At 48.6% G+C, this 24301-nt stretch carries 23 protein-coding genes; 7 read left to right on the top strand and 16 right to left on the bottom strand.

Annotated elements, in window-relative coordinates:
* Positions 1–22: 22 nt before the first annotated feature.
* The 5 genes from AC3WU2_RS06390 to AC3WU2_RS06370 all read right to left on the bottom strand — a co-directional run bounded on the left by AC3WU2_RS06390 (position 23) and on the right by AC3WU2_RS06370 (position 7110).
* Positions 23–1654: a sensor histidine kinase gene (locus AC3WU2_RS06390; RefSeq protein ID WP_492452423.1), complete on the bottom strand. Its 1632-nt coding sequence runs from the start codon at positions 1652–1654 to the stop codon at positions 23–25.
* Positions 1655–1668: 14 nt separating this feature from the next.
* A complete protein-coding gene (locus AC3WU2_RS06385; RefSeq protein ID WP_492452421.1) occupies positions 1669–3252 on the bottom strand; it encodes a response regulator in 1584 nt (527 codons plus the stop codon).
* 208 nt (positions 3253–3460) lie between these two features.
* The gene (locus tag AC3WU2_RS06380; protein ID WP_492452419.1) at positions 3461–5146 is read right to left on the bottom strand and encodes an extracellular solute-binding protein; all 1686 of its coding nucleotides are present in this window, start codon (positions 5144–5146) and stop codon (positions 3461–3463) included.
* A gap of 74 nt (positions 5147–5220) precedes the next feature.
* Positions 5221–6117, bottom strand: a complete 897-nt coding sequence (locus AC3WU2_RS06375) for a carbohydrate ABC transporter permease (protein WP_492452417.1) — start codon at positions 6115–6117, stop codon at positions 5221–5223.
* Between the two features lie 30 nt (positions 6118–6147).
* The gene (locus AC3WU2_RS06370) at positions 6148–7110 is read right to left on the bottom strand and encodes an ABC transporter permease (protein ID WP_018754506.1); all 963 of its coding nucleotides are present in this window, start codon (positions 7108–7110) and stop codon (positions 6148–6150) included.
* A gap of 329 nt (positions 7111–7439) precedes the next feature.
* On the opposite strand from AC3WU2_RS06370, the gene AC3WU2_RS06365 reads away from it, so the two are divergent.
* The gene (locus tag AC3WU2_RS06365) at positions 7440–8417 is read left to right on the top strand and encodes a ring-cleaving dioxygenase (protein ID WP_018754505.1); all 978 of its coding nucleotides are present in this window, start codon (positions 7440–7442) and stop codon (positions 8415–8417) included.
* 133 nt (positions 8418–8550) lie between these two features.
* On the top strand, positions 8551–9333 hold the full coding sequence (locus AC3WU2_RS06360; protein ID WP_492452414.1) for a lipase family protein: 783 nt from the start codon (positions 8551–8553) through the stop codon (positions 9331–9333).
* On the opposite strand, the gene AC3WU2_RS06355 is transcribed toward AC3WU2_RS06360, so the two are convergent.
* On the bottom strand, positions 9330–9638 hold the full coding sequence (locus AC3WU2_RS06355) for an MGMT family protein (RefSeq protein WP_492452412.1): 309 nt from the start codon (positions 9636–9638) through the stop codon (positions 9330–9332). The two genes, AC3WU2_RS06360 and AC3WU2_RS06355, sit on opposite strands and share 4 nt — an antisense overlap.
* A 125-nt stretch (positions 9639–9763) precedes the next feature.
* Here AC3WU2_RS06355 and AC3WU2_RS06350 point away from each other — a divergent pair, with 125 nt between their 5' ends.
* Positions 9764–10213 (top strand): hypothetical protein, encoded by a 450-nt coding sequence (locus tag AC3WU2_RS06350; protein ID WP_492452410.1) that lies wholly within the window; start codon positions 9764–9766, stop codon positions 10211–10213.
* 84 nt (positions 10214–10297) lie between these two features.
* Here the strand turns inward: AC3WU2_RS06350 and AC3WU2_RS06345 are convergent, their stop codons facing one another.
* Positions 10298–12097 (bottom strand): SgrR family transcriptional regulator, encoded by a 1800-nt coding sequence (locus AC3WU2_RS06345; protein WP_492452408.1) that lies wholly within the window; start codon positions 12095–12097, stop codon positions 10298–10300.
* 125 nt (positions 12098–12222) lie between these two features.
* Here AC3WU2_RS06345 and AC3WU2_RS06340 point away from each other — a divergent pair, with 125 nt between their 5' ends.
* Genes AC3WU2_RS06340 through AC3WU2_RS06325 form a run of 4 tightly spaced genes read left to right on the top strand, consistent with a single transcriptional unit; the run spans position 12223 to position 14576 of the window.
* On the top strand, positions 12223–12411 hold the full coding sequence (locus tag AC3WU2_RS06340; protein ID WP_492452406.1) for a hypothetical protein: 189 nt from the start codon (positions 12223–12225) through the stop codon (positions 12409–12411).
* Between the two features lie 41 nt (positions 12412–12452).
* Positions 12453–13298 carry a lipoate--protein ligase family protein gene (locus AC3WU2_RS06335; protein WP_492452404.1) on the top strand — a complete coding sequence of 282 codons (846 nt, stop codon included), beginning with the start codon at positions 12453–12455 and terminating at the stop codon, positions 13296–13298.
* A gap of 22 nt (positions 13299–13320) precedes the next feature.
* Complete coding sequence (locus AC3WU2_RS06330; protein WP_492452402.1) at positions 13321–13950, top strand: pentapeptide repeat-containing protein; 630 nt, start codon at positions 13321–13323, stop codon at positions 13948–13950.
* Between the two features lie 20 nt (positions 13951–13970).
* A complete protein-coding gene (locus AC3WU2_RS06325; RefSeq protein WP_492452400.1) occupies positions 13971–14576 on the top strand; it encodes a pentapeptide repeat-containing protein in 606 nt (201 codons plus the stop codon).
* Positions 14577–14737: 161 nt separating this feature from the next.
* Here AC3WU2_RS06325 and AC3WU2_RS06320 read toward each other — a convergent pair whose 3' ends face one another.
* From AC3WU2_RS06320 to AC3WU2_RS06280, 9 genes are all read right to left on the bottom strand, one after another.
* Positions 14738–15046, bottom strand: coding sequence for an antibiotic biosynthesis monooxygenase (locus AC3WU2_RS06320; protein ID WP_492452398.1), 309 nt, complete (start codon positions 15044–15046; stop codon positions 14738–14740).
* Between the two features lie 102 nt (positions 15047–15148).
* Entirely contained in the window at positions 15149–15661 is a 513-nt protein-coding gene (locus tag AC3WU2_RS06315; RefSeq protein WP_492452396.1) for a hypothetical protein, read from the bottom strand.
* 138 nt (positions 15662–15799) lie between these two features.
* Positions 15800–17032, bottom strand: a complete 1233-nt coding sequence (locus tag AC3WU2_RS06310) for a CynX/NimT family MFS transporter (protein WP_492452394.1) — start codon at positions 17030–17032, stop codon at positions 15800–15802.
* Positions 17033–17062: 30 nt separating this feature from the next.
* Entirely contained in the window at positions 17063–17725 is a 663-nt protein-coding gene (locus AC3WU2_RS06305; RefSeq protein WP_018754493.1) for a FadR/GntR family transcriptional regulator, read from the bottom strand.
* A gap of 138 nt (positions 17726–17863) precedes the next feature.
* Positions 17864–18679, bottom strand: a complete 816-nt coding sequence (locus AC3WU2_RS06300) for a GNAT family N-acetyltransferase (RefSeq protein ID WP_492452391.1) — start codon at positions 18677–18679, stop codon at positions 17864–17866.
* 326 nt (positions 18680–19005) lie between these two features.
* Complete coding sequence (locus tag AC3WU2_RS06295) at positions 19006–20352, bottom strand: glycoside hydrolase family 30 protein (protein ID WP_492452389.1); 1347 nt, start codon at positions 20350–20352, stop codon at positions 19006–19008.
* A gap of 64 nt (positions 20353–20416) precedes the next feature.
* Positions 20417–21769: a glycoside hydrolase family 30 protein gene (locus tag AC3WU2_RS06290; protein ID WP_492452388.1), complete on the bottom strand. Its 1353-nt coding sequence runs from the start codon at positions 21767–21769 to the stop codon at positions 20417–20419.
* A 23-nt stretch (positions 21770–21792) separates the two neighbouring features.
* Entirely contained in the window at positions 21793–23352 is a 1560-nt protein-coding gene (locus AC3WU2_RS06285) for an extracellular solute-binding protein (RefSeq protein WP_492452386.1), read from the bottom strand.
* Between the two features lie 52 nt (positions 23353–23404).
* The gene (locus tag AC3WU2_RS06280) at positions 23405–24292 is read right to left on the bottom strand and encodes a carbohydrate ABC transporter permease (protein ID WP_492452384.1); all 888 of its coding nucleotides are present in this window, start codon (positions 24290–24292) and stop codon (positions 23405–23407) included.
* Positions 24293–24301 lie beyond the last annotated feature (9 nt).

Here is a 24301-nt window from a genome sequence, read left to right as displayed (position 1 = left end):
GCTGATCGACATTGCGAACCCCCTATCCCGCATTCATATGTCCTTCAGGACCAAATAGCTGGTCGATGCGCTCTTGCTTCATGCCGATCCCATCGTCGATAACACGGAATAGAATATCTCCACCGTCCATTTGTCCGACAATCCGCAGATGGATGCGATCCCCGCACCATGCATGCTTCAGAACATTTTCGATGAATGGCTGCAAAATCAGCTTCATGGTCTCGTACGGCCAAATACCAGGATCGATATCGAACATAACCTCCATCCGGTCACCGTATTTGATCTTCTGAATCTCCAGATACGCATTGGCTTGCTCAATCTCGGATGCCACAGGGATCATCGTCCGTCCTTCATTGAGGGTCAGACGGTAGAACTTCGCAAGCTCCAGTACGGTCTGCTGCACCTTCTCCGTCTCACCGAACTTCGCCAGCCGGTTAATCGATGACAACGTATTATAGAGAAAATGCGGATTAATCTGTGACTGCAGCATCTCAAGCTCCGCTTCCTTCTTCTGCAGCTGCGTTAGATACACCTTCTTGATCAGCCCATCAATATTCTCACCCATCTCGTTCAAGGCCGTTGCAATCTGTGAGAACTCATCTCGCCCTCGATAGGACATGCGTTTATGCAGATCTCCTTCGCGGAAGGCGTTCAACACCGATACGAATTTCTGAATCCGTACGGAGAAGTACTTCGAGACGAATACGCCAAGAAACGTAAACACAAGCAGACAGACAAGGCATACCCCGATAATAAATATCCGAATCTTACGTGCATCACGTTCGATAATTGTCGTCGGAATCTGGGCCACCAATTTCCAAGGGATACTGCCTAATTGTTCTTCAATCATCAGATAATGCGTTGCAGGATTCTCTGCTTCAAGCACCTGATTGGGCAAGGCCCCAGATTGATACATCACCCGTTCGTGCTCATCCCGAATCGAGAGTACGGTGCCCTCCCCGATTTTCTCAAAGTCGACGCTTCTAAAAATCTCCGGAATTTGAACGCTCAATCGCATGAAGCCGAACTCTTTGAGTCGTACGGGGTCCAAGCTGTCTACCATACGGCGCAATAGCGATATGCGGTTGAACTCGGCGTCACGTTCGATCTGTCGCCACTCCATTGTCTCGCCATACTTCTCTTCAGGGAACTCCTTGTACCAAGACTTCTCCGTAATCCGATCCAAATGATATAAATTATAAGTACGCCCGAGTAAATCGGGATTTTCTCGCTCATAGGACCCGTGATAGACCTCCGGAAGCGAGTCATTCCCAAGGAATACGGACATGGCGATATTCATCCCCGTCGCATTGACTGCAATATCGAACTTCGGCAGGACCAGCTTCGTTGTCCGTTCATAGCTCTCCCAGCCTTCCCGGAAGCTTCGTAGCTGCGTTGCCAAGGAATAATCGTAATAGAGCATCGAAGAGACACGCTTTACATCTTCGAGCTTGTATTCGATATTATCGCGAATCTGCAGCAATGTGCCTTGAATATTGTTCTCCGTCTGCGTGCGGATGGAATTCTGATACATCGAATTCGATACATATCCAATGACGATGACCGGAATCACGATGAACAACATATAGGTCAGCATGAGCTTGAAGCCGATCGGGAGGTACATCGATTTCTTCGTCTGTCTCTGTGCTTGCATGCGACTATCCCCCGTTATCCTTCGCGTTTACGATATTCCATCGGTGTCATCCCGAACGTATCCTTGAATTGTCTACTGAAATAAGGCAGATACCGATAACCCACTTGATCCGCAATCTGATAGATTTTGAGCACCGGGTCCTTCAGCAGCTCGCGCGCCCGGTCCATCCGCATCTGAATGAGAACCTCACTGAAGGTCTTTCCGACCTCTTCCTTGAACAAATGTCCCAAATAATTCGGGGAGAAGGAGAATTGATACGCAATATCTTTAAGCGTCAGATTTTCATGCAATTGGTCTTTCACCATTTTCAGAATCTCACGAATCAACTTACTGTTCTTCGAACTTGCCTTCTGGTGCAGGATTTCGGAGATCTCGAACACTTTGCGCACGAACCAAGAGCGAATTTCCTGCGTCGTATCGAACTGAAGGAGCACATCCAGGTTGTGCAGCTGCATGCCTAACATCTCGAACAAATCTTCGCCTAGCGTATGCAGGTATTGATCCAGCTTCCAGACCATGTACATGGCGAGGTTATGGACGGTAAACTTCGAGCGCAGCGCATTAACCGAGTAGAACAAATTATCGATTTCATCGTGAATACGAACCAACTCATAGTGCGACATTGCGTTGAACAAGGCATCCAGTCGGAATTCCAAAATCCGAGCATCGTCCAGCGCAGGCGCACGACGAACATCGACATAGTCGATGCGTTGTCCCTTGCCGAAGAACATTTTCCCGTCAATCGCCTCCAGCGCTTGCTGATAGGAAATATTCAATTGATCCAGACCATAGACGGCTTCACCCACCCCGACGGTCATCGAACCCGCGAACAACGCCTTGGCGGTACGATACATATCACTTAGACATTCGTGTATCCCGCTATCCGGCATCAGAATCGCTAGGCGATATCTGGACAGCTTGCATCCATGCTCCATACCATGGCGTTTGGCAATTTCATTCATCTCATAGAGAAACGAGTTCATCATCTCTTGCTGAGCCGCATCCACATGCTCTACCGGCATCCATGCCAAATCATCGAGCTCCAGCACAACAATATGCAGCGGCCATAGCAGCAGATTTAATCGATAGGAAACCGCGAGCTTCTGCAGCTTCTCCGATTGTCCCCAAGACAACTCCCCTTCGAATAGGCGGATCAGCAGATCATTCTTCGCCATTGGGATCATATCCTGATAGGTTTCCTCCGCATCGCGGCGCTGCTTCTCTTCATCCAGCGCTTGCTTCACGCTAGTCAGTGAGGCAATCAATTCACTATCATCCATCGGCTTCAATACGTAGCTCACGGCCTTTAGAGATAAAGCCTGCTTCACGTAGTGGAAATCCTGGTAACCGCTTACGAATAAAATGCGCAAATTACTTTTATATCCGAGTGCACGACGTGCCAACTCAAGTCCAGACATGTTCGGCATATTAATATCGGTGACTAATATATCAATGGGCTGCTTCTCCATGACTTCGCATGCAGAGAATCCGTTATTTACGGCCCCGACGACTTCCATCCCCAGCTCTGACCAAGGAATAAACTGTTTCATCCCTTCCAAATCAAGCATTTCATCGTCCGCTAGCAATACTTTGTACATGGATACAGCCCCCTTTGATTATCCATTCGATCATTAGAGTTCTATGTTCAATACTCTACCAAGTATACCATTTCCTAAAGTTAAAGCGCTTGAATTTAAATATAAGAACAGTTTATTTGTGAAACTTATACATTCTTATATTTACAAAAAATGAGGGTATACTAATGTGATTAGTATACCCTTTCGTTTCAACGCACAACTGTGATGCTTATTTACCGCCGCTCATTTTCTTCAAGTTCTCTTGCCATTTGTTCGTCTCGAACTCTAGCAGTTTAGGGAAGCCTGCTGTGTCGGCATCCGCTGCCGCTTTGTCTAGAATCGCAAGCACTTCTGCATCGCTCTTCGCGAACAATGCCTTCGCTCTGGACTCTATGAAAATATCATTAATCCGTTGCTGTGCGATACCTTCCTCACTCTCAGGCATTGGAGACAAGTTCACGAGTTCTGTCGCATCGGATTGCGATTTCCATGTTACTGTACTTTGCCAGTGTGTTGCCCAGCTGCGTTTCTCAAGTGGTAATGTTGCTTCATATTTCGCTTTTGTCTTATCTAGGAATACGGTGTTACCGTTCCACATCAAGTTCACCGTCTCACCTTGAAGCTTCGCAAGACCATCTGCATCCGTCACATAAGCGTCTGTAAATTTCGGCGTAAAGCCATCTTCCTCTACACCCTGCCAGTACTTACCTTCGGGTCCCCACATTTGAACCGATTGTCCTGCTGGGCCTGTATACCAATCCAAGAATGCGAAGATTGCTTCCGGATCTTTGGCTGCTTTGGTAATAACGGATACGTTCCATCCTAATTGTTTGTACGAACCAGGGAATACTTGATCCGCAGGTACGCCTTCGGCATGAACAGGGGGGATCATAATGTATCCACCGTTAGGGTCTTTCTTCGCAAGGTCTGGTTGTGCCAGCTGTGCAATATCTGTCGGGCTGGATGTCGCATAGACAGCGACGCGGCCTGTCATCACTTTCTCTTTCTCTTGGTCTTTGGTCTGCGTCATCGCATCTTGCGTAATCAATTTCTCACGGAACAACTTGGATGCATAGACCATCGATTGACGGTACGGCTCATCCTTGAAGATCGAAGACAATTTGCCATCTACCGGAACGGCCATGAGACCTTTCGCGGAGTAACCTTTGTTGTTCGCTTTGAACGCAGAGTACAGAATATCAAGCCCTTGACCATCTTTCGCAAGACCTGTCTCGAATGGAATGACATCTGGATATTTCGCTTTCACTTGTTTCAAGTAGTTGTACAGATCTTCTGTTGTCTCGATCTTCGGTGAACCAAGCTCGGTGTAGATCTTCTTATTCACAACATAACCTGCGTTGCCATTTGGTTGGCTCGTATACCAGTTCGGGAACTGATACAATTTACCGTCCTCGGAACGCAGCATATTCATACCATTCTCCGCGAACCACGTTTTCAAATTCGGATATTTATCTAGATAATCATCGAACGGCACGAGCATATCCGCTTGACGCAGCTTCTCCACATCTGGACCACGGTCCATCCAAATCACGTCTGGAAGTTCGTTCGTTGCAATCATGGTATTCAATTTCTGTGCTGCACTACCGCCGGATTGAATCGCTTTGATGTCGACCTTTTTATTCTCTTTGATCCATTTCGTCGATTCATCCTGACCCCAAGTTGGCATCGTGTACCAATCATAGTGACCGTAGAAGGTGAATTCGAGCGGCTCTTTGCCGAGCTCATATTTATCGCTTGCTGGTGTTACCTCTTCTGTCTTCGTACCCTCATTCGTCGTAGTACCTGACCCTTCCGCCTGTTTCTTCGTATCGGCGTTGCCGCCACACGCTGCCAGAAGAGATACGACTAGGAAGGCAGATAACACACACATAATCATTTTTTTCTTGTTCTTCATCTGACTGTTTCCCCTTTCAAAATTGGTTTTATGTCCAAAGCAAATGCTTCAAACGTCTCACAAACATCCCCTTACTACTCTTTCAGGGATCCTACCAATACCCCTTTGACGAAGAACTTCTGTACGAAAGGGTACACCATAATAATCGGCAAAGTCGCCACCATCATCGTCGCCATCGAGAGCGATTTGCTCGTTACACTCTGCATCTTCGACATCTGGCTCTGCGCTGCTGCATCCAAGTTGGACATCTGCTCAGACATAATGTTCGAGTTCAGAATTTGCTTCAGCATCGTCTGAATCGGAAGCAGGTTCTCATTGGTTATGTAGATACTCGGTGTGAACCAGTCGTTCCAATGGTAGATCGCCGTGAACAACGATAATGTTGCGATAACCGGACCGGAGAGTGGCAGTACAATGCGGAAGAACGTCCCCCAGTTGCCGCAGCCGTCAATCTTCGCAGATTCCTCCAACCCTGCCGGAAGCCCATTGAAGAAGGTCCTGAAGATGATCATATTCCATACGCTGATAAGTCCCGGGATAATAAATACCCAGAAAGAGTTCATCATACCTAGGCTGCGGATCAATAAGAAAGTAGGAATAAGACCGCCGCTGAAATACATGGTAATGATACAGAGAATCATATAAAACTTGCGGCCCATTAACTCTTTCTTCGATAGACCGAAGGCGAAAATACTCGTTATCAGGATCGACAATATGGTTCCGATAATGGTACGCAACACCGAGACCCCAAAGCCGTTCAATAACCGTTTATCTTTGAAGACGACTTCATAGTTCTCCAGCGAGAAGCTCCTTGGCCAGAACGTCACGCCGCCCATCGCCGTATCCATACCTTTGTTGAAAGAGATAACCAGCGCGTTCCAGAACGGATAGAATGTTACAAAAGTAAGCAAAATAAGAAACGTGTATATAAAGATGTACATGATTCGATCAGAAATTCCAAGTCTATTCATTCTTGACACACCTCCATGATGTCTTCATTCTTACCACAAGCTATTGCCTGATCGGCGCGCAAGGTAGTTCGCTATGGTGAGCATTCCTACACTAATGATGGCCTTGAACAAGCCGACAGCTGTGGCATACGAGTACCGTGAATTCTGAATCCCGATCCGATACACGTACGTCTCGATGACATCAGATACTTCCCGCAAGACCGGATTGACACCGAGCAGCAAGATATCCTCGAAGCCTGCATTCAGCAGGTTCCCGATCGCTAGAATCATGAAGATAATCACGACAGGCATGATAGAAGGAAGCGTAATCAGATAAATTTGCTTAAATTTGCTGGCGCCATCCATCGAAGCTGCTTCGTACATATGCGGATCAATACCTGCGATTGCCGCCATGTACACGATGGAACCGAACCCAATCTCTTTCCAGACGTTCGTCGTCACCAAGATGCTCCAGAACAGCTTCGGAATCGAGAGGAAATTAATCGGTTCATCGACCAGATTTAGATTCTCGAGCAGAATGTTCACACTCCCGTTATCCGTCGACAAGAGCGACATGACGATCCCAGCAACAATAACCCATGACATAAAGTGAGGCAGATACGTAATCGTCTGCACGACACGCTTGAACAGCATGTGTCTGACTTCATTGAGCATCAGCGCCAAGATGATCGGTGCCGGGAATCCAATACACAGCTTCAGGAGACTGATGACGAGCGTATTCCGCATGACATTGAAGAACTCCGGTGAGTTGAAGAACATTTCGAAATGCTTTAACCCTACCCATGGGCTAGCAGCAAACCCTTTGAAAATGCTGTAATCCTGAAATGCCATCAATACGCCGTACATTGGAATATAACTAAAAATAATGATGAGCAGGATCCCCGGTATGACCATCATCTGCAGATCAATCTGCTGCAAAAACCGGCGGAGTGGACTGCGCTGCGTTGTTCGGACCTCTACATCCGTGTCTAACTCTGGTTGAACTTGCGCCATGTCATGGCCTCCCTCGTCTGAATTCTTATATGACAGTGCGTTCGATGATCATTCATGCGAACCACTTGACGGCTCTACTGCTGCAATTTCCGAAACAGCTAGCTCATTGACGTCTGTCTGTCCTCGTATGCTGTATTTCCATTGTAAAGTTTAAGCGCTTACACTTATAGGTGCTCAAACAACGAAATGTGATACTTTTCCATGAAATTTATGTTTTACAACGATTCAGTTGACAAGAACAGCACACAGCGTTATATTATCTTCAAGTAAAGATATTTGATATAAAGATAAATCACAAAAAAATTAAACATATATTGGAGGACGACATGATGAACGGATTAAAAGGAATACACCACGTAACAGCCATTACAAGCAGCGCAGAGAAGAACTATGATTTCTTCACCAATGTATTAGGGATGCGCCTTGTGAAGAAGACCGTTAACCAAGACGATATCCAGACGTATCATTTATTCTTCGCCGATGACAAAGGCAGCGCAGGAACCGATATGACCTTCTTCGATTTCCCGGGCATTCCAAAAGGGCAGCATGGTACGGATGAAATTTCTAAAACATCGTTCCGCGTGCCAAGCGATGCCGCATTAGACTATTGGGTACGTCGATTCGATCGCCTCGGTGTACAGCATACAGGCATCAAGCCGCTTTTCGGCAAGCAGACCTTATCGTTCGTCGACTTCGATGATCAACAGTACCAACTAATCTCTGATGAGCACAATGTCGGCGTGGAATCCGGTACACCGTGGCAGAAAGGTCCGATCCCGCTCGAATATGCTATTACCGGCTTAGGTCCCGTCTTCGTACGCGTCTCGGATGTGGAGTTTTTCAAGGAAGTCCTTACGAAAGTACTGATGTTCAAACAAATTGCACAAGAAGATTCGCTCTACTTGTTCGAGGTTGGCGAGGGCGGCAACGGCGCGCAAGTGGTCGTGGAGCATAACGTGATTCTTCCAAGGGCGCAGCAAGGGTATGGTACCGTTCATCATGCAGCCTTCCGCGTCGAGGATCGTTCGGTATTGAAGGAGTGGATTGGTCGTCTGGACAGCTATAAATTCCCGAATTCCGGCTATGTTGACCGCTTCTTTTTCGAGTCATTGTATGCGAGAGTTGCACCGCAAATCTTATTCGAATTCGCTACAGATGGACCTGGTTTTATGGGGGATGAGCCGTATGAAACGCTGGGTGAGAAGCTGTCACTCCCACCATTCCTCGAATCCAAACGTGAACAGATTGAGAAGATGGTTCGTCCGATTAATACGGTTCGGAGCACGATTGCATATGTGAAGGAATAATAGAGATCGCTAACGTAAACGCCAAAGACCTTTCTAAGGTTTTTGGCGTTTTTGGATGAAGCACAAATCCATGGGAAAATAGGCACCTCACACGCCCACATCTAATATAGTGTAGGGAGAGGTGGGGATAACGATGAGTGCAAACGGGTTTCAGGTGCGAATGGCTATTTTTCTAGCGGCTGTCTGTGAACAGACCTACAACCAGTATAATGACCCGAATGGCCAATTCGTCGTCCCCTACGGCTACCAAACCACGGCGGAAATCTCGGCCAAGTCCTTCCGCGGCGAATGGGAGCGCTTCGGCTTTGTGCTCGAATCCGAATCCGATCTCATTATCGCTTTTCGCGGAACCGTCTCGACTTCGGATTGGATCTCCGACGCCATCGCGGTGCAAACCCCTTTCAAATTCGTCAATAACGCCGGGCTTACGCACAAAGGATTCACTGATATCTACACTTCTGCGCGCACGCAAATCCTAGAGCTCTTGGGCAAGCTCCCTGCGGGCAAAACCGTGTACATTACCGGGCATAGCCTGGGAGGCGCACTCGCCACCTTCTGCGCGATCGATGTCGCCTCGAATACGCCGTTCACGACCCCTTGGGTCTATACGTTCGGATCGCCGCGCGTTGGGGACCCCGCTTTCTCCAAAGCTTTTATCCGCCTAGTGAAGAGCAGCTATCGCGTCAACAATCTGGTCGATGCCGTCACCCATATCCCGCCGTTTATCTATAAACTCCCGAAACGAAAAAAGACGATTTTCTATACGCATGTCCGTCATTCCGTGTCGATGCTGTTCCAGAACGGATCACCGGGCAATAATCACATTATCGGCAGTTATTTTGAAGCCCTCACCAAAGAAGACCCGCTCTACGCGCGTCAACTCTGCACGGACAATCCCGGCTTCTGTCCAGTTTAAGTCTCATCCCATTGGTATCGTTCAAGGTCTACACAGCCTGCCGTGTCGAAATGCACCCCTTCTACTTCTAATAAGGACTGCTGCACAGAACGGGAAATATCGTCTTGCAGCGCAATTTCTCCGCTCTTGTTCACAACGCGATGCCAAGGCAGATCATACTTCCCGCTTAAGGTATGCAGCACGCGCACGACTTGTCTTGCGGCTCGCGGACTCCCTGCTGCCCTGGCGACTTGTCCATAGGTCATCACTTTGCCCTCAGGAATTGAGCGCAGGATGCCGATAACAGATATAGTAAAAGGTTGCATGTCTCTCCTCCTTGATGATTCTGGAATTGTATCGTGCAAAATGCGTGGAATCCTCCCCATTATATCCTTTTACTTATCTCTACAGGTATACTAGTAGTAATTCATGAAGCAATTGAGGTGAGGGAATGTCATTGAACGTAGATAATTGCAAACGTTGCGGGAATATTTTTCAGAAATATTTTTCAGAATTTTGCCCGGAATGTTATGCATTTATTCGATCCGAGCTTGAGCGAAGCAATACCTACCTGAAGGACAATCGGAACGTCAGCCTCCATGAGCTTAGTGAAGCCGTCGAAGTGCCGATTAGCAAGCTGATTAAATATATTAATGAAGGCAAGCTGTTTTCGCTCGATCATCCGAACTTGAGATATAACTGCTACTTCTGCGAGCATCAAATCCACCGCGGATATCTATGCAAAGAATGTGCTCTTCAATTCAAGCTGGAAGTCAAGCATCTATTCCTCGAGGACGGCTATGAATATGATGAACAGACGAACCAAGTCCGTAATGTCGCCAAACGGCCTGATTGGAACGGCAGAGATAAGTTCACGGTAGGCAAAATAAAAAAGCTGTAGATCAATACATACGGAAAGACAAAAGAGGCTATCACTGATGTGATAGTCTCTTTTGGTTAGGATGCGAATTGTTGCTGCTGCTCCCTATGTCGACGCGACCCAGACATCCTTAAAATTCACCCACCCTAGCGAATTTAATCCAACGCCACGCACACTTGGATGGGAATGGGTACCCATTTTATTATGCAATAAGAACAGAATAAAGCCATCATCCCTTGCACGCCGCTCTATAGCAGATAGACGAGCACGTCGCTCCGTCTCATCCGGCGTAGACAATACTTGCTCAATGCGTTCCCGTACCCAAGGATGGACTTCAGGCAGCATAAATTCTTTGATAGAGCCCCCGTCTTGCTCATACATCTCAAGAAGGCAGACTTCATCCTCCGCAAGCACGATACAGCTCAAGATGCCGTCAGCCATATGCATCACCTCCGGTTCACGTATGGACTGCCACGTGGCAATTTCAATACGCACCTCGATCCCGTATGCCGCGCAATGCTGCTGGATCCAATGCACTTCCTTCTCATGACCCTCATGCGTCATGAGTGTGATCGGCGTACCATCATATCCCGCCTCAGCCAACAATACCTGAGCATAATCGGGGTCGTATGGATCCCCCTCATGCGGTGTCTGCTCATTCGGGTAGAACCCATAGGCAGGATACACCCAGTTATCTCCCAGCTCCTCGAGCATCCGCTGCCTGTCGATAATGGCATTCATCGCTCGACGGAACGCAATGGACCGCTGCGGCCCTTGCTTGCGCATGTTCCATACCACCAGACTGCAACCACGAGGCAGCAACTCAACCTTCGTCCATGCATCGTTAGGTTCTTGATGGAGCGAATCCTGACCGTAGAGCAGTTTCTGCCACTTGTTCGACTTCGTACGTGGGGCAGCTTCCTTCGGCACATAGGCCAACATCACGCCGTCCAAATGCGGACGGCCTTGGAAATAGCTCGTATGCGCTTCTAAGACAAATTGGTTCTCGCTCCATTCCTTCAACCGAAACGGCCCCGTCCCGATGGGTAAAGTCCAGAATCCCTCTTCCGCCAACCCTCCGAAGTCGTGCGGTACAATGGACAAGGAAGCTGAGCAGAGGATGCGCAGGAACAACCAATGCGGCCTAGTGAGATGAATCCGCACCACATAAGGCCCCAGCGCTTCAGCTCGGTCTAGTGTACGCAGCATCCAGCTCTGGATTTTATTACGCTGCGACAGCCTCGTCATCGAGAAGATCACATCTTCGGCCGTTAACTCGCGCCCGTTGTGGAATAGAATCCCTTTGCGCAAATAAAACGTCCAAATACTTGCATCCTCATTATGCTCCCAAGCGTGTGCGATGGAGGGCATGTATCGCTTATATTCCTCGCTGTAATAGACGAGCTGGTCGAACAGCTGACGAATCATATGACTATCGAAAGCGTAGACGAGTTCAGCCGGGTCGAGCGTCTGGATCTGATAATAACTCGGTATTCGCAAAATGTCCGCTTGTGGCTTGCCCGCCCATGATTCCGTCTTATATCCAAATTGGCTGTCGAGCCAATCGACAAATTTACTGAGCACTTGTGTCCCATCACTATACGTATGGAGCATATCAAAAGCTTGTTTATATTCGCCCAACTCCGCACGCTCTTGCGACAATTGTAGTAGTAGACTGTCTTTCTCTACTTGGAAGGTTAGCCGTGACAAGTTCCCGCGTCCTCTTCCCGCTTGCCAAGTAATCCAGCCCTCATCTTCAAGCCTTCGGATAATCAACTTCACATTACGAACCGTGCAGTGGAGCACTTCAGCCAACTGATCGAGCGAGACCTCCACCCCCGCGCCCTTCCCGATCGGCATCGCATATTTATCGTATAATACCGCGTATCTCTCTAAGGGCAGCATAGGTACCTCCTTTCCCCTATTTGGAAAATATGATGTTAAAAGAGGAAATATTTTGATAAAACTATACTCTTTTTCTCCCCTGTTGGCGAGAGCATAATGAACTCAAGTAAAGGGGGAATTTGGATATGACACTGTCAGATATATATGTCAAAGAACAGCTGGATGAATTTATGAGATACGAATTAGCACAGAAGGATCGACGTGGAATTCTCAGACACCAAGCGAACTTGGCTTCCACAAGGAAATCTTGGTGGTTACGAATCGCACAATCGTTGCAGAATGTCGTACATTTGTTCCATAATAGAACTAACTAACCGAACGTATGATTCGATGTTCAAAAGGAGCTCCCTCTGCCATGACGATCAACCCGCTAGACGGACTACGCAACATGCTGCTGCTGGATCGAACGAATGACTTGAATGAACCGAACGTGCTGTATCCTTTCGCGCTGGATGAGATCTTATGCCGACAGACCGGACGCGGCGGCCCTGCCATCTGCCATCTGTGGCGCCATCCGAACGCCTTCGTGCTAGGTCTGCGAGACAGCCGATTGCCGCAGGTGGCGGACGCTTGGGCTTGGCTTGAAGATCAAGGCCGTTCGACTGCGGTACGCAATACCGGCGGTGCAGCCGTGCCGCTCGATCTTGGTGTCATCAATATTTCGCTGATCTTGCCAAAGACCGTAGAGACGGAACGCCACTTCCATAACGATTTCGAACAAATGTATGCTCTGATCCGTGAAGCTCTTCAAGCAACTGGCGCACTTGTAGAAAAAGGGGAAATCCAAGGTGCCTTCTGCCCAGGCGATTTCGACCTTAGTATCGATGGGCGTAAGTTCTGCGGCATTGCGCAGCGCCGACAGTCGCATGCTTACATCGTACAGGCATTCGTCATTGCGGAAGGAAGTGGACAAGCGCGTACACAGCTGACACGCGGATTCTACGATCGTGCCACGGCCTTCGGCGACCCTGCACAGCTCGATTTCCCGCTCGTGGAAGCATCGAGTACAGCTAGTCTTCAGGAGCTGACCACCATTGGAGCAGATGCGTCACGCATGTTCACCGATGCGGTGAAGCAAGTCATTCGCAGCCTTCAGACGAAGGAAGGCATGCAGATGGCTTCTTCTACGTTATCCCTTCCTTCCCCGGATGTCGTGCATGCGATGGCGAAGACTCTGAGCGAACGTTACGGTATTCACTAAAGAGCGGAGGTACGTAAGAGAGATGAAGATCGATGCACCGAAAATCCCAGCAGAACTCCCAGAACTGCCCCCGATATTCACCTTGTGTTCGAAGGACGAATATCATCTTGGGGCACTATCCGACCTCACCATAGAGGAGCAGGATGCGAGCAAGGTTTCGTTCGAGAAAGTTCACTTCAAGAACGTTACGATCACAACGTCAACACTGACCATGATGGAGATGACGGACGTGATTTTCGAATCCTGCGACCTCTCCAACGTCAACCTGACAGATGCCTTCATTCATCGGACCTTGTTCGTGAATTGCAAGCTGATGGGGACGGACTTCACCGGAACCCGCTTCCAGAATGTGAGGTTCCAGCGCTGCATTGGCGATTATGCGAATTTCCGGCAAGCGAAGTTCAAGCAGGTTGTGTTCGAGGAGAGTTCCTTCAAGCAGGCTGACTATTGGCAGTCCACCATGATCAAAACTGCATTCGACGAATGCCACATCGACCAAGCCGTATTTTCCGGCACCAAGCTGGAGGGGGTTGATCTAAGTAGTTGTGAATTCAGCAGTTTGGCCGTGGAAATTGAGGATTTGAGAGGATGTATCATCGCACCGAAGCATGCATCCTCTTTTGCCGGACTCTTAGGACTTGTCATTAAATAAGCAACATAAGGAGGGATTCCATGTATCAGTATGTCGACGAACATTTTCAAGAAGTCATCTTTAGCGGTCGGGATTTACGGTTCGGTGAACTGATTCGCTGCACATTCGAACGCTGTAAGTTCCAGGGCACCTCCTTGGAGGAATTCACGACGACCGGTTGCCGATTCATCGAATGCAACTTTCACGGCGCGCAGCTCAATGGCTCGATCCACACCGATACAGCTTTTGAGAACTGTAATTTCAATGAGGCGAACCTCTTCGTGGCCAAATTTACGAACTGCAAGCTGGTCGGGTCCGACTTCTCCAAGACCCAGATGGACGGCATCACGCTGGAGAAAGGTGACTGGTCCTATACCAATCTTCGATACACCCGACTCGCCAAGCAAGACTTGCGTGACATTCGATTTGTCGAGACGGACTTCTACGGCGCGAACCTGGAGAAAGCGAATCTTCGCGGCTGCGACCTAACCCGAGCACATTTGGCCAAAACCAATCTGCAGGGAACCGATCTTCGCGGTGCGGTCATGGACGGCGTTGATTTCAAGTCCATGGAGGTCCAGGGGGCGCGCATGGACTTTACCCAGGCGGCTCAATTTCTACGTGCCTACGGCGCCAAGGTGGATTAAGGCGTTGCAGCGTCATACCGCCATCGACAAGCATAAACGACTTCGTCGTCCCTGTAAGGACGGGAAGCGTTTAAGCGAGAAATATAAGAACAGTTTATTTGTGAAACTTATAAATTCTTATATTTTGAAAAAAAGGAGACCTCAATCGGTCCCCTCCTCTGCTATGCATTGTGACTAACAACCATCTGGTATTTATTCAGCGAAGCACCGAGCATGTATTCCTTACTATCCCCAGTACCGCGGTGAGATTCACGGAATGCCTCGCTGGATGTCCAGTTCTTGAATGCCTCTTCATTCTCCCACACGGTGCAGACCTTCAGTTCTTCTTCGCCTTCTTGTCCGGCACCGAGCCACGCTTCCATCCGTACAAAACCAGGCATCGCCTGTACACCTTTCGCTTGTGCGAATCGCTCTGCGATTTTACTGCCGAATCCTTCTTTGATCCGAATCGTATTCGTTACAACTAACATCTCTCTCGCCTCCGCTATGAATGATTAGAGCTTATCGGCTGGCCCGATAGGTCCTTGAACCAGGATTTCCCTATCCATTCCATTATAGCGAATGATCTAGCCTTAGAACAAATTAAAGAACCACTCGAACAAATCCCCGATAATCGGAATCAGACCGAACCCATGCGCACCAATCGCCACGATTCCAAAAGCCCATTCACCGATACTGACGACCCCTAGTGCTTTCTCGGCAATCGCAACCGCGCCTAACGCCCATTCTCCGATCGCGACGGCGCCAACGGATATACCGGAAGCAATCGCCACGGCGCCAGCCGCAAGCGAACCACTCATCGCAACGGCTCCTAGTGCCAACCAAATCCCGAGTGCAACGGCACCGAAGGACAGAATGCCGAAGCTAATTGCACCGCACGCGACTAGACCCACGGCAATGTCGCCAATCGCAATCAGGCCGATCGCAACCTTAGGACGCGGAGCAAACCCACTCCGGTGCTGATTCGCATTACTTCGGATACTAATCACTGGAAATTGTGGCGAAGGCCATTGGTAATCTATCTCTTGAAGGCCCCCGAACCGCCTCGTCATAAACGCCATCAAAGGATGCATCCATTGCATCATCTACTCATCCCACCTATTCTATCTCATAATCCGTCTTCAGTATTACTATTGTACAATCTTTTCTTGGGATTAGAATCAGACTGTAAAAGGAAAAAACCTCGGTCTAGAGACGGAGGTTTTTCATACCCTATTATGATATCACGATGTCTTCTGCGGACGAACAGCTGTATCTGCCGTGCTGGATTGCGGCGCTGCCACAACATAGGCGTTCTTGCCCGCTCCGAAGCCAAGCACCGCGAATATCGCCACCATGACGAATAGCGTGATATACGTGACTGTCCAGCTCTGGGTAAGATCATGGAGCAAGCCGAACAGCATCGGACCAATCGCAGCAATAAAATACCCTACGGACTGGGCCATGCCCGACATTTCGGCCGATTCCTGTACAGTACGTGTACGCAGTGCGAAGAACATGACCGCTAGGCTGAAGCCAGCTCCGCCGGCAATCCCGATCAGACTCGTACCAACGACACTGAGGATCAAGCCCCCCATAAGCAGTAATACGTATCCGATACCAAATCCCGCAGCCACGAGAAATGCAATGATCCGTTGGCTCTTCAATCGTGCTGCAATGATTGGCGTCAAGAAGGACGCCGGGAGGCTCACGAGCTGCAGTAAGAACATCATCCAACCCGCAGATTCCGTACTCATCCCTTGGGCATGTAGAATTTCAGGGAGCCACGTAATATTCACGTAGAAGAAGAACGATTGGACCCCCATGAACAAGGTCACGTACCACGCAAGTCCTGAGCGCCACAGATTAATACGGGGACCCTTGGCATTGTGGCTGCCTTGCTGCGGAACCTGCCGATGACGAAGCTGCGGCAACCAGGCGATCAACGCTATGACCGTTAGAACACCCCATATGGCTAGCGCTCCTCGCCATCCGAGGTTAACGCCTTCCGCGAGCGGAATTGCAAGACCTGAAGCGATCGCTGCCCATAAATTCATAAAGGAAGAGTAAATTCCCGTCATAAGCCCTACCTTCTTAGGAAAGTCTCGCTTAATCATCGTAGGGACGAGCACATTCCCGACGGCAATCGCAAGACCCAATAAGGCCGTTCCGAGGAATAAGGAGAAAGCCGATGGCAAAGAACGAACGATAACGCCAATCAACAATACGAACAGACTGACGACTAATGTCAATTCCATCCCTAACCGTCTTGCAATTGCTGGGACGAGTGGGGATAGAACGGCAAAGGCAATCAAGGTCAGCGTCGTGAGCAATCCGATAACCGTGCCAGATAGTCCCGTATCCTCTCGAATCAATCCTACAACAGGACCGAGCCCTGTAATCGGTGCTCGCAGATTTGCAGCAACCAATAGAATACATACAAATAATAAGGTCAAATTTCTTGTGCGTGAACTCATATGAATACTCCTATCTATATATCGAACGGTCTAAATGACACTTTCCGAAATTCGAAGTAAATGACGAAGGGTCGTAACAGCCGCTTCGGCATCCTGGTTAATAATGTGGTGAATCAACTGGGTGTGGACCTGTACATGCTGCTCTTCAATTTCCTCCTGTGTTGACTGATGAATCGTCGCCATCACAGCGTCCGTCATATGTTCGTAGAGATCAATGAGAATGGTGTTATGCGTCGCAAGAACGATGGCTTTATGCAGTTCCATATCGACATCAATATAGTGCGACTTCCCTCTCGAATCCAAGTAATTCGCGAGACATTGCTTCAGATAGACGACGTCTTCCTCCGTCCGTCGTTCTGCTGCCAGTCGTGCAGCTTCTTGTTCAAGGGCATACCGAACCTCAATAATTTCGATTAAATCGGCTTTCTTGAACCGTCGATTCAGCGCTGCACCTAGATCGCTCTTCGAGCATACATAGGTTCCGTCTCCTTGCCGTGCTTCCAGCAATCCCGCGTGAATCAACGCTTTGACCGCTTCACGTACCGTATTGCGACTAACACCGAGCTGTTCTACCAGTTCCGGTTCGGCAGGAATTCGCTGCCCTACAGGCCACGCTCCAGATTGAATCAATTGATCCAACTGCGCTGCGATCTGTTCGGTTAATGTGACACGAGTGGCTTTCTGTAATTTCAATCGAATACCTCCAAACATAGGATGATTGGTTCTATGTTCAAAATTAGCACAGATTTAAACATTTGACAATGAAAAGAAACGCCCCCCGTCCATCATCGGATGGAAGAAAGGCGTTTAGCCAAGACAAGTTCACTCTTTCTATTCCCTTATAAAATCGATCTCCCGAATCATCCCGCTCACTCGGAATCCAATATGCTGATAGACTCTGTTTGAATCCGGATTCGCCCCGTCCGCGTACAAAATCGGGGTACGTCCTTCCTCCAAAATAATGCGGCACACCTGTGCGACGAGCGCACTCGCATACCCTTTCTTTCGGTGCGCCAATGGCGTGCAGACTGCATTAATTCGCGCATGCCGCGGTGTACGACTCGCAATATTGGCCATAGAAACAGGAATACCGTCTACCTTCCAGACATACAGATTGCCCGAACGAATGAGATGATCCGCTTCTTGCATGCGAGAAGCAAGTTCAACCGTCTCCCCGTAGGCATCGTAAGCGAACTCTACGAGAAAACGTGCAACATCCATTAAATCCCGTACAGTTGCCTCTTGAATCACTCCTGCTACTCCCTCAGGCAGGATGGGAACCTCGCATTGATAGGCTTGCAGCTCCATCCGGGGCTGATAAGTTATCGCATGCTCGGCAGCATACAGCTCTGCAAACAAATGGACGACATCCTGATCTCCCGCAAAGCCCGGAACTCGCTGTTCCCCTAATCGATCACACAGTTCCCGCAGTCGCTCTTCCCGATCCCCGACTTGAACCTGCGCACTCATCCAGATCCATCCTCGATAGCCTGGCGTCTGCGCATACATGACTTGCCCATCCTGCGACTTATAGCAGATCGCATCTTCCCCGCTGACAATGGTATGTATCAAGGTATACTGCACTTCATCCTGTATAAAAGGTACCGATTGCAATACCTCATCTTGCGGTCCAAAAATCTTGAACATAACTGATCCACCCCCGACATCTTTCCTTATACGACGTCATCCTTTTCTCCCTTATTGAGATCCGCGCGTCAGACTCTTTGTCTCTCCGAAATCTGCAGATCTAGGAGCTGAATCCCTCGCTTGGCGAGTCGAATCAGTAGAATAAGCAAATAAACGCCTAGGCCAAACAAACCGACGAATTGATTAATATTGTACTTGGAAAATAACGGAATTACTACCCCCATACGAACACCATTGATTGATCCACGAATTCCAAATCCATCCTATCACAAAAGAAAAGGATGAACAGTGCATCCTAATACACTGTTCATCCTTCAAAAAATAAATTAGGACTTCATGACATACGTCGCGATGGAATGCGCTGGCAATGTATGCGAAGCGATGTGTTCACCATGGCCTAGTGTGAATGGATGGTCGTGATCCGATTCATTCATAACGACGACTGCGATACGGCCATCCGGGTTCAGGAACGCCGTCGCGTATACACCCTCTGGGTTCTGATCTGCCTGCAATCCGATCCGTACAGCTCCCGGTCGAATAAATTTGCTGAAATGTCCGATATAATAGAACGAGCTATTATAGTGAAGGGTGTCTGTCACCGTGTCCGCGATAATCGGCGCATCGCATAAGTTGTTGACATGATTCGGTCCACCTGTCTCATCAAGCACGATATTCCAATCGAGATAGCCCTCTGTCCAATTGTTCAGATCTCCGATCATGTTACGCCCATAACGTTCACCTGTGAACCATTCACCAAGCTTCACGCCGCCCTCTTGGCAGCCTTCCGTGAACAACAAATGTTTGTCAGGGAACAGCTCATGGACCTTGCCGACATGCTCGAATGCCTCACTAACATACCAGTGGAGCCCAGTACCCCATATATATTTCGCTGCTTCCGAGTCTGAGAGCACCACCGATGCACGTTCCACGATAATATCACGATTGTGATCCCAGAAGAGGATGTTCACGTCCTGCAATCCTTCCGCATGCATCACAGGACCGAGGTGATTCTTAATGAAATCACGCTCCTGTTCTGCGGAATAGATGCAGGAATCCCAAATTTGAACCGCATCCGGCTCATTCTGAACGGTTATCCCCCAGATGGGCACCCCTTCGGCTTCATATGCACGAATGAATTTTGTGTAGTACCGCGCCCACACCTCAGCATACTCTGGCTTCAGTTGACCGCCGTGATTCATCTCCCCGTTTGTCTTCATCCAACCAGGTGGACTCCAAGGGGAGGCGAGCATCGTGAATGGACTGCCTTTGACATTCGCCGCATCTTTTACGAGCGGAAGAACCCACTTGTGATCACGCGAAATATCGAAGGTCTTCAATTCCGTGTCATGATCCTCGACATACGTGTAGTTCTCTAATGCAAAATCACAGCTATGAATGTGCACACGCCCAATCGTGTAGCCCAGTCCATTCTCCTGATCATAATAGCTGCGAAGAGCTTCCGCTCTTTTCTCCTCGCTCATACGGGACAGTGTGTAAGCTGCAGCTTCGGTGAATGCACCTCCGAACCCCAGGATTTCTTGATATCTGACCGTAGGATCTAACTCCAAATCTGCGGATTGGCCTGCTTGGCGCTGTGATACCACCGCCGTATTCTGCTCTTGGAGGCGCGCATCTGAATCTTTGGATGTGAGATAAGTTTTTATAACCGTCATTGGCATACATCTCCTTTGTTGTAGGTATCGTCTGTCTGCGAATTCTAACTCTCGTCGATTCCATCTACCATTTGAACGTGACGACACCTTCGCCGGAAAGCGAATAAATGAATGAGGCACCATCCACCTTGATCTGGAAGGTCTGTTCCTCAGCTGTTCGATTCGATACGATCAGCACCGTCGAACCATCTGGATTACAGAATGCTACCGTCTCCACGATATCGACGACCGTGTCCGAGCCGATACGTACCGCCCCTGGAACGACGAACTTACTAATATGACCCAACGTACAGTAGTCTAAATGAACCGTAATTTCTCCGGTTTGTTGATGAATGCCCACAAGTCCTCGGCAGGTACTGTTCGATAACACGGTTGGACCATTATGCTCATCGAGCGCAATGTTCCACCATACGACCGACTTGGACCAGTTCCGCGTGCTGCGGATCACATGTTTCATCTGATCCAAGAATGCCTCCCGGAACGGAGGAACCCATGCCCCGCCGGACGCTTCGGTGAACCAGATGCCTTTGTCCGGGTAAGCATCCCTTACCATAGACATCGCCTCATGTGCCCCGCCATAGCAATGCCATGCAGAGCCTGCAATGTAACGTCTTGCCACAGGATCATGAAGCACTGTAAGCGGATGCTCCGGCACATCCCAATTATGGTCATAGCATAGAATTAATGCCGATATCCCTTCACGCTCGAAAGCGGGACCGAGATGCTGTGCGATGAAGTCTCGCTCTTCCTCAGGTTTCAGGATCATCCCCGAGTATTCCTTTGGTTCATAGCCCGGTTCATTCTGGATCGTGACAGCATAGATGGGAATGCCTTCGCGCTCGTACGCTTGAATGAATTGAACGAAATATGCTGCATACGTGTCGTAGCATTCCGGCTTCAGTGTCCCGCCGATCATCTGTCCGGACGTCTTCATCCAACCCGGCGGACTCCACGGGGAAGCCATAATTTTGAGCAGCGGATTGATTCGCAGCGCTTCTTGAAGGAGCGGAATAATATACGCCCGATCATGTTCGATTGAGAAATGCTGAAGCGTCATATCCTGCCTGCCTGCTGGCAGATCATTATAGCTGTACAGTACCGAAGCGAAATCGCTCGCCCCCATTGGCTGCCGCAGCAAACTTATGCCGATTCCTTCTTCCGCATTGAACAATTGCTGCATCAGACGTTCACGTGCGCCTTGCTCCATCTTGTTATACACCAGGTATGCGGAAGCATCCGTGAAGGATGCTCCGAACCCGTCCATAATCTGATACTTCTCCTGTGCATTCACATGAATCGTGATCGGCGCTTCAACAGCCCCACCAAATCCAGATATGTCTAACATCTGGATTTGGGGCTGTACCGCCAGAAGATACTGCTGGTCAATCGTTGTCTCCCATACATCTACCCGTTTCATGAGCGTGATTCTCCTTCAGAAGACTATTTCAATCCTTTTTCATCCGCGTAAGTCGTAACTTGTTTCGTTACATAATCTAGCACCGCATCTACGCCTGCCGTCTTCAGCTTATTGCGATAGGTCTCAATCGCTGCATCCACGTCGGGAACCAATCCCATCATAAGCGGCTGACCGTATTGCTGGAACACCTGGTTCACTGCAGCAAGCTGGGATTTCACCGGCTGATAATCCATCAAGATGGGCGCGAAAATATCCGGCTTGCTAATCGCCTTAAATTCCTCAATAAGCTTAGCTTCGCCTTCCCATCTGTCTTTAGCTGGATGTTCATTTTTGATATTTCTCCAACCCCAGCTCGCGATACCATAACCTTTCACTTTCGCTGGATCTTGACCCGGTGCTGGCGATACAATCGAACCGTCTTTGGTGAAATCGTAGTTACGGCCTTTAATACCATACGTCATCAGGTTGTAATACTCTGGATCGTTACGAAGCTTCTCGAGCACCATCAGTGAGCGCTCTGGGTTCGCTGCACTCTTCGGAATCGCCATTCCGTTATTGATGCCAAGGTTCGGGACAGCATAATTGTGGAAGTGTGTGAATAGGAAGTACGCTAGCTTGATATTCGGATTATTTTTCTTCACATCCATAATAAAGCCGGATGCTCCCGGTGCATTCCTCCAATAAGCTGCTCCTGTACCTGCCTTGATGAAATCACCTGCTTCTTGTTGGGACGCGAGTGTACTGGAAGTCCAGAAGCCTTTATCGGCCCATGTCTTCATGCGCTTCACAAAGGTGACGAATTCATCTGTGAATGGATAAGCAACGACATCACGCGGCGTATCATACGATTTTGCTACGATGATACCGCTGTCCCCGCCAATATTTTTAAAGTCATTGTAGTAATGGAACAAGGTATTGACCTCATTCCACGCTTTACCGTTGATCGGCGTAATCTTTTTCCCGTTCTTCACGCCTTCATAATACTGCTCCATCGTATCCAAATCTTTGATTTCTGGGAGATTGAGCTCTTGTCTCCAGTCATCGCGATAGACGATCCCGTCTGGTGTGTACTCGGGGTATGTGCTTGGCACCGCTAGAATTTTGCCTTGGACGGTTACATCCTTCCAATCCTGTTCAGGTACGGTCTTCCATGTCTCCGGCGCGTATGTAGGCAGCAGATCCTTCAGATCTAGGAAAGCGCCCTGCTTCGATAATTTGAAGAAATCCGCCCACGAAGAGGCAAAGACCATATCGATTTTTTCACCCGATGCGAACAACAGATTGTATTTGGTCTGCCAATCATTCCACGTCATGAAATTCAATTTAACGGTTGTATTCAGATCTTTTGCGAGCATCTGGTTCCACTTCTCAATAACCTGCGGGCTGTCTTTGTCCGCATCCCCAACGAGATACCAGTTCAGTTCAACTTTCTTCGAAATATCCGGCTTGCCCGATTCCGTCTTCGGCGCTGCAGCTTTCGTTGATGCATCATCACCGCTACCGCCTCCGCATGCTGCTAGAATCCCTGTCATTAAAGAAACCATTAAGAACACAGACAACATCTTCGTCAGTCTTTGCTTCATTTCGAACGCCCCCAATAGATATAGATTTAATATGTTAGCCGGATGCCCGGGATTAACCTTTTACTGCGCCAATCGTTAAGCCTTTGACAAAATAACGCTGCAGGAACGGATACAAGAAAATAATCGGACCTGTTACGACAATTGCGACCGCCATCTTGAGCGATTCGGTAGGAGGCTTGAAATCAGCCGATAAGTTCGCAGCTACACTCGTCTTCAAGACCGCTGCACTTGCTAGAATTTTGTAGAGCAGAAATTGCAGTGGATATTTGGCTTCCGTCGTAATGAAAATGTTCGCAGAGAACCAGTCATTCCAGTAAGCAAGCCCCAAGAACAAGCCGATCGTCGCAAGCCCTGGTGTGGATAGCGGAAGAACGAGCTTCGAATAGATCGTAAACTCGCCTGCGCCGTCAATTTTGGCCGACTCAACAATGGATTCTGGAATCGATTTCATGAAATTCTTCATTAAAATGATATTCCAAGCGCCAATCATCATGGGGACCAATAAAGCGAGATAACTGTCTTTCCAGTCCAAATATTTCACAATCAAGATATACCATGGGATCAAGCCGCCGCTGAACAAGGTGGTGAAGTAGATAAAGAAGGCCAACGAGTTGCGGTATTTGAAATCTTTGCGAGAGAGCACGTAACCCGCCATGGAGATGAAAAATAATCCCAGTAGCGTACCCACTGCGGTAAGACTGATGGAGACAAGGTATGCTTTGAAAATTTGCTGTGGGTTGCTGAAGACCGATTGATATGCGCTGAACGTGAATTCCGATGGGAAAATCTTAAATCCATCCCGCACAATCTCCGCCTCAGACGAGAAGGATCCGGATATAATAAGCCAGAACGGAAGCAGACATAGAAGGCTCAAGATACTAATTACGACATATCCAACGATATTGAAGAGCAAGGTCGATCGCTCTGTACGAATTTTCATCGTGCACCT

This window comes from Paenibacillus sp. EB106-05-06-XG162, from assembly GCF_058791655.1.
The sequence above is the reverse complement of the archived record's forward strand: the minus strand, read 5'-3'. Positions and strand labels throughout refer to the sequence as shown.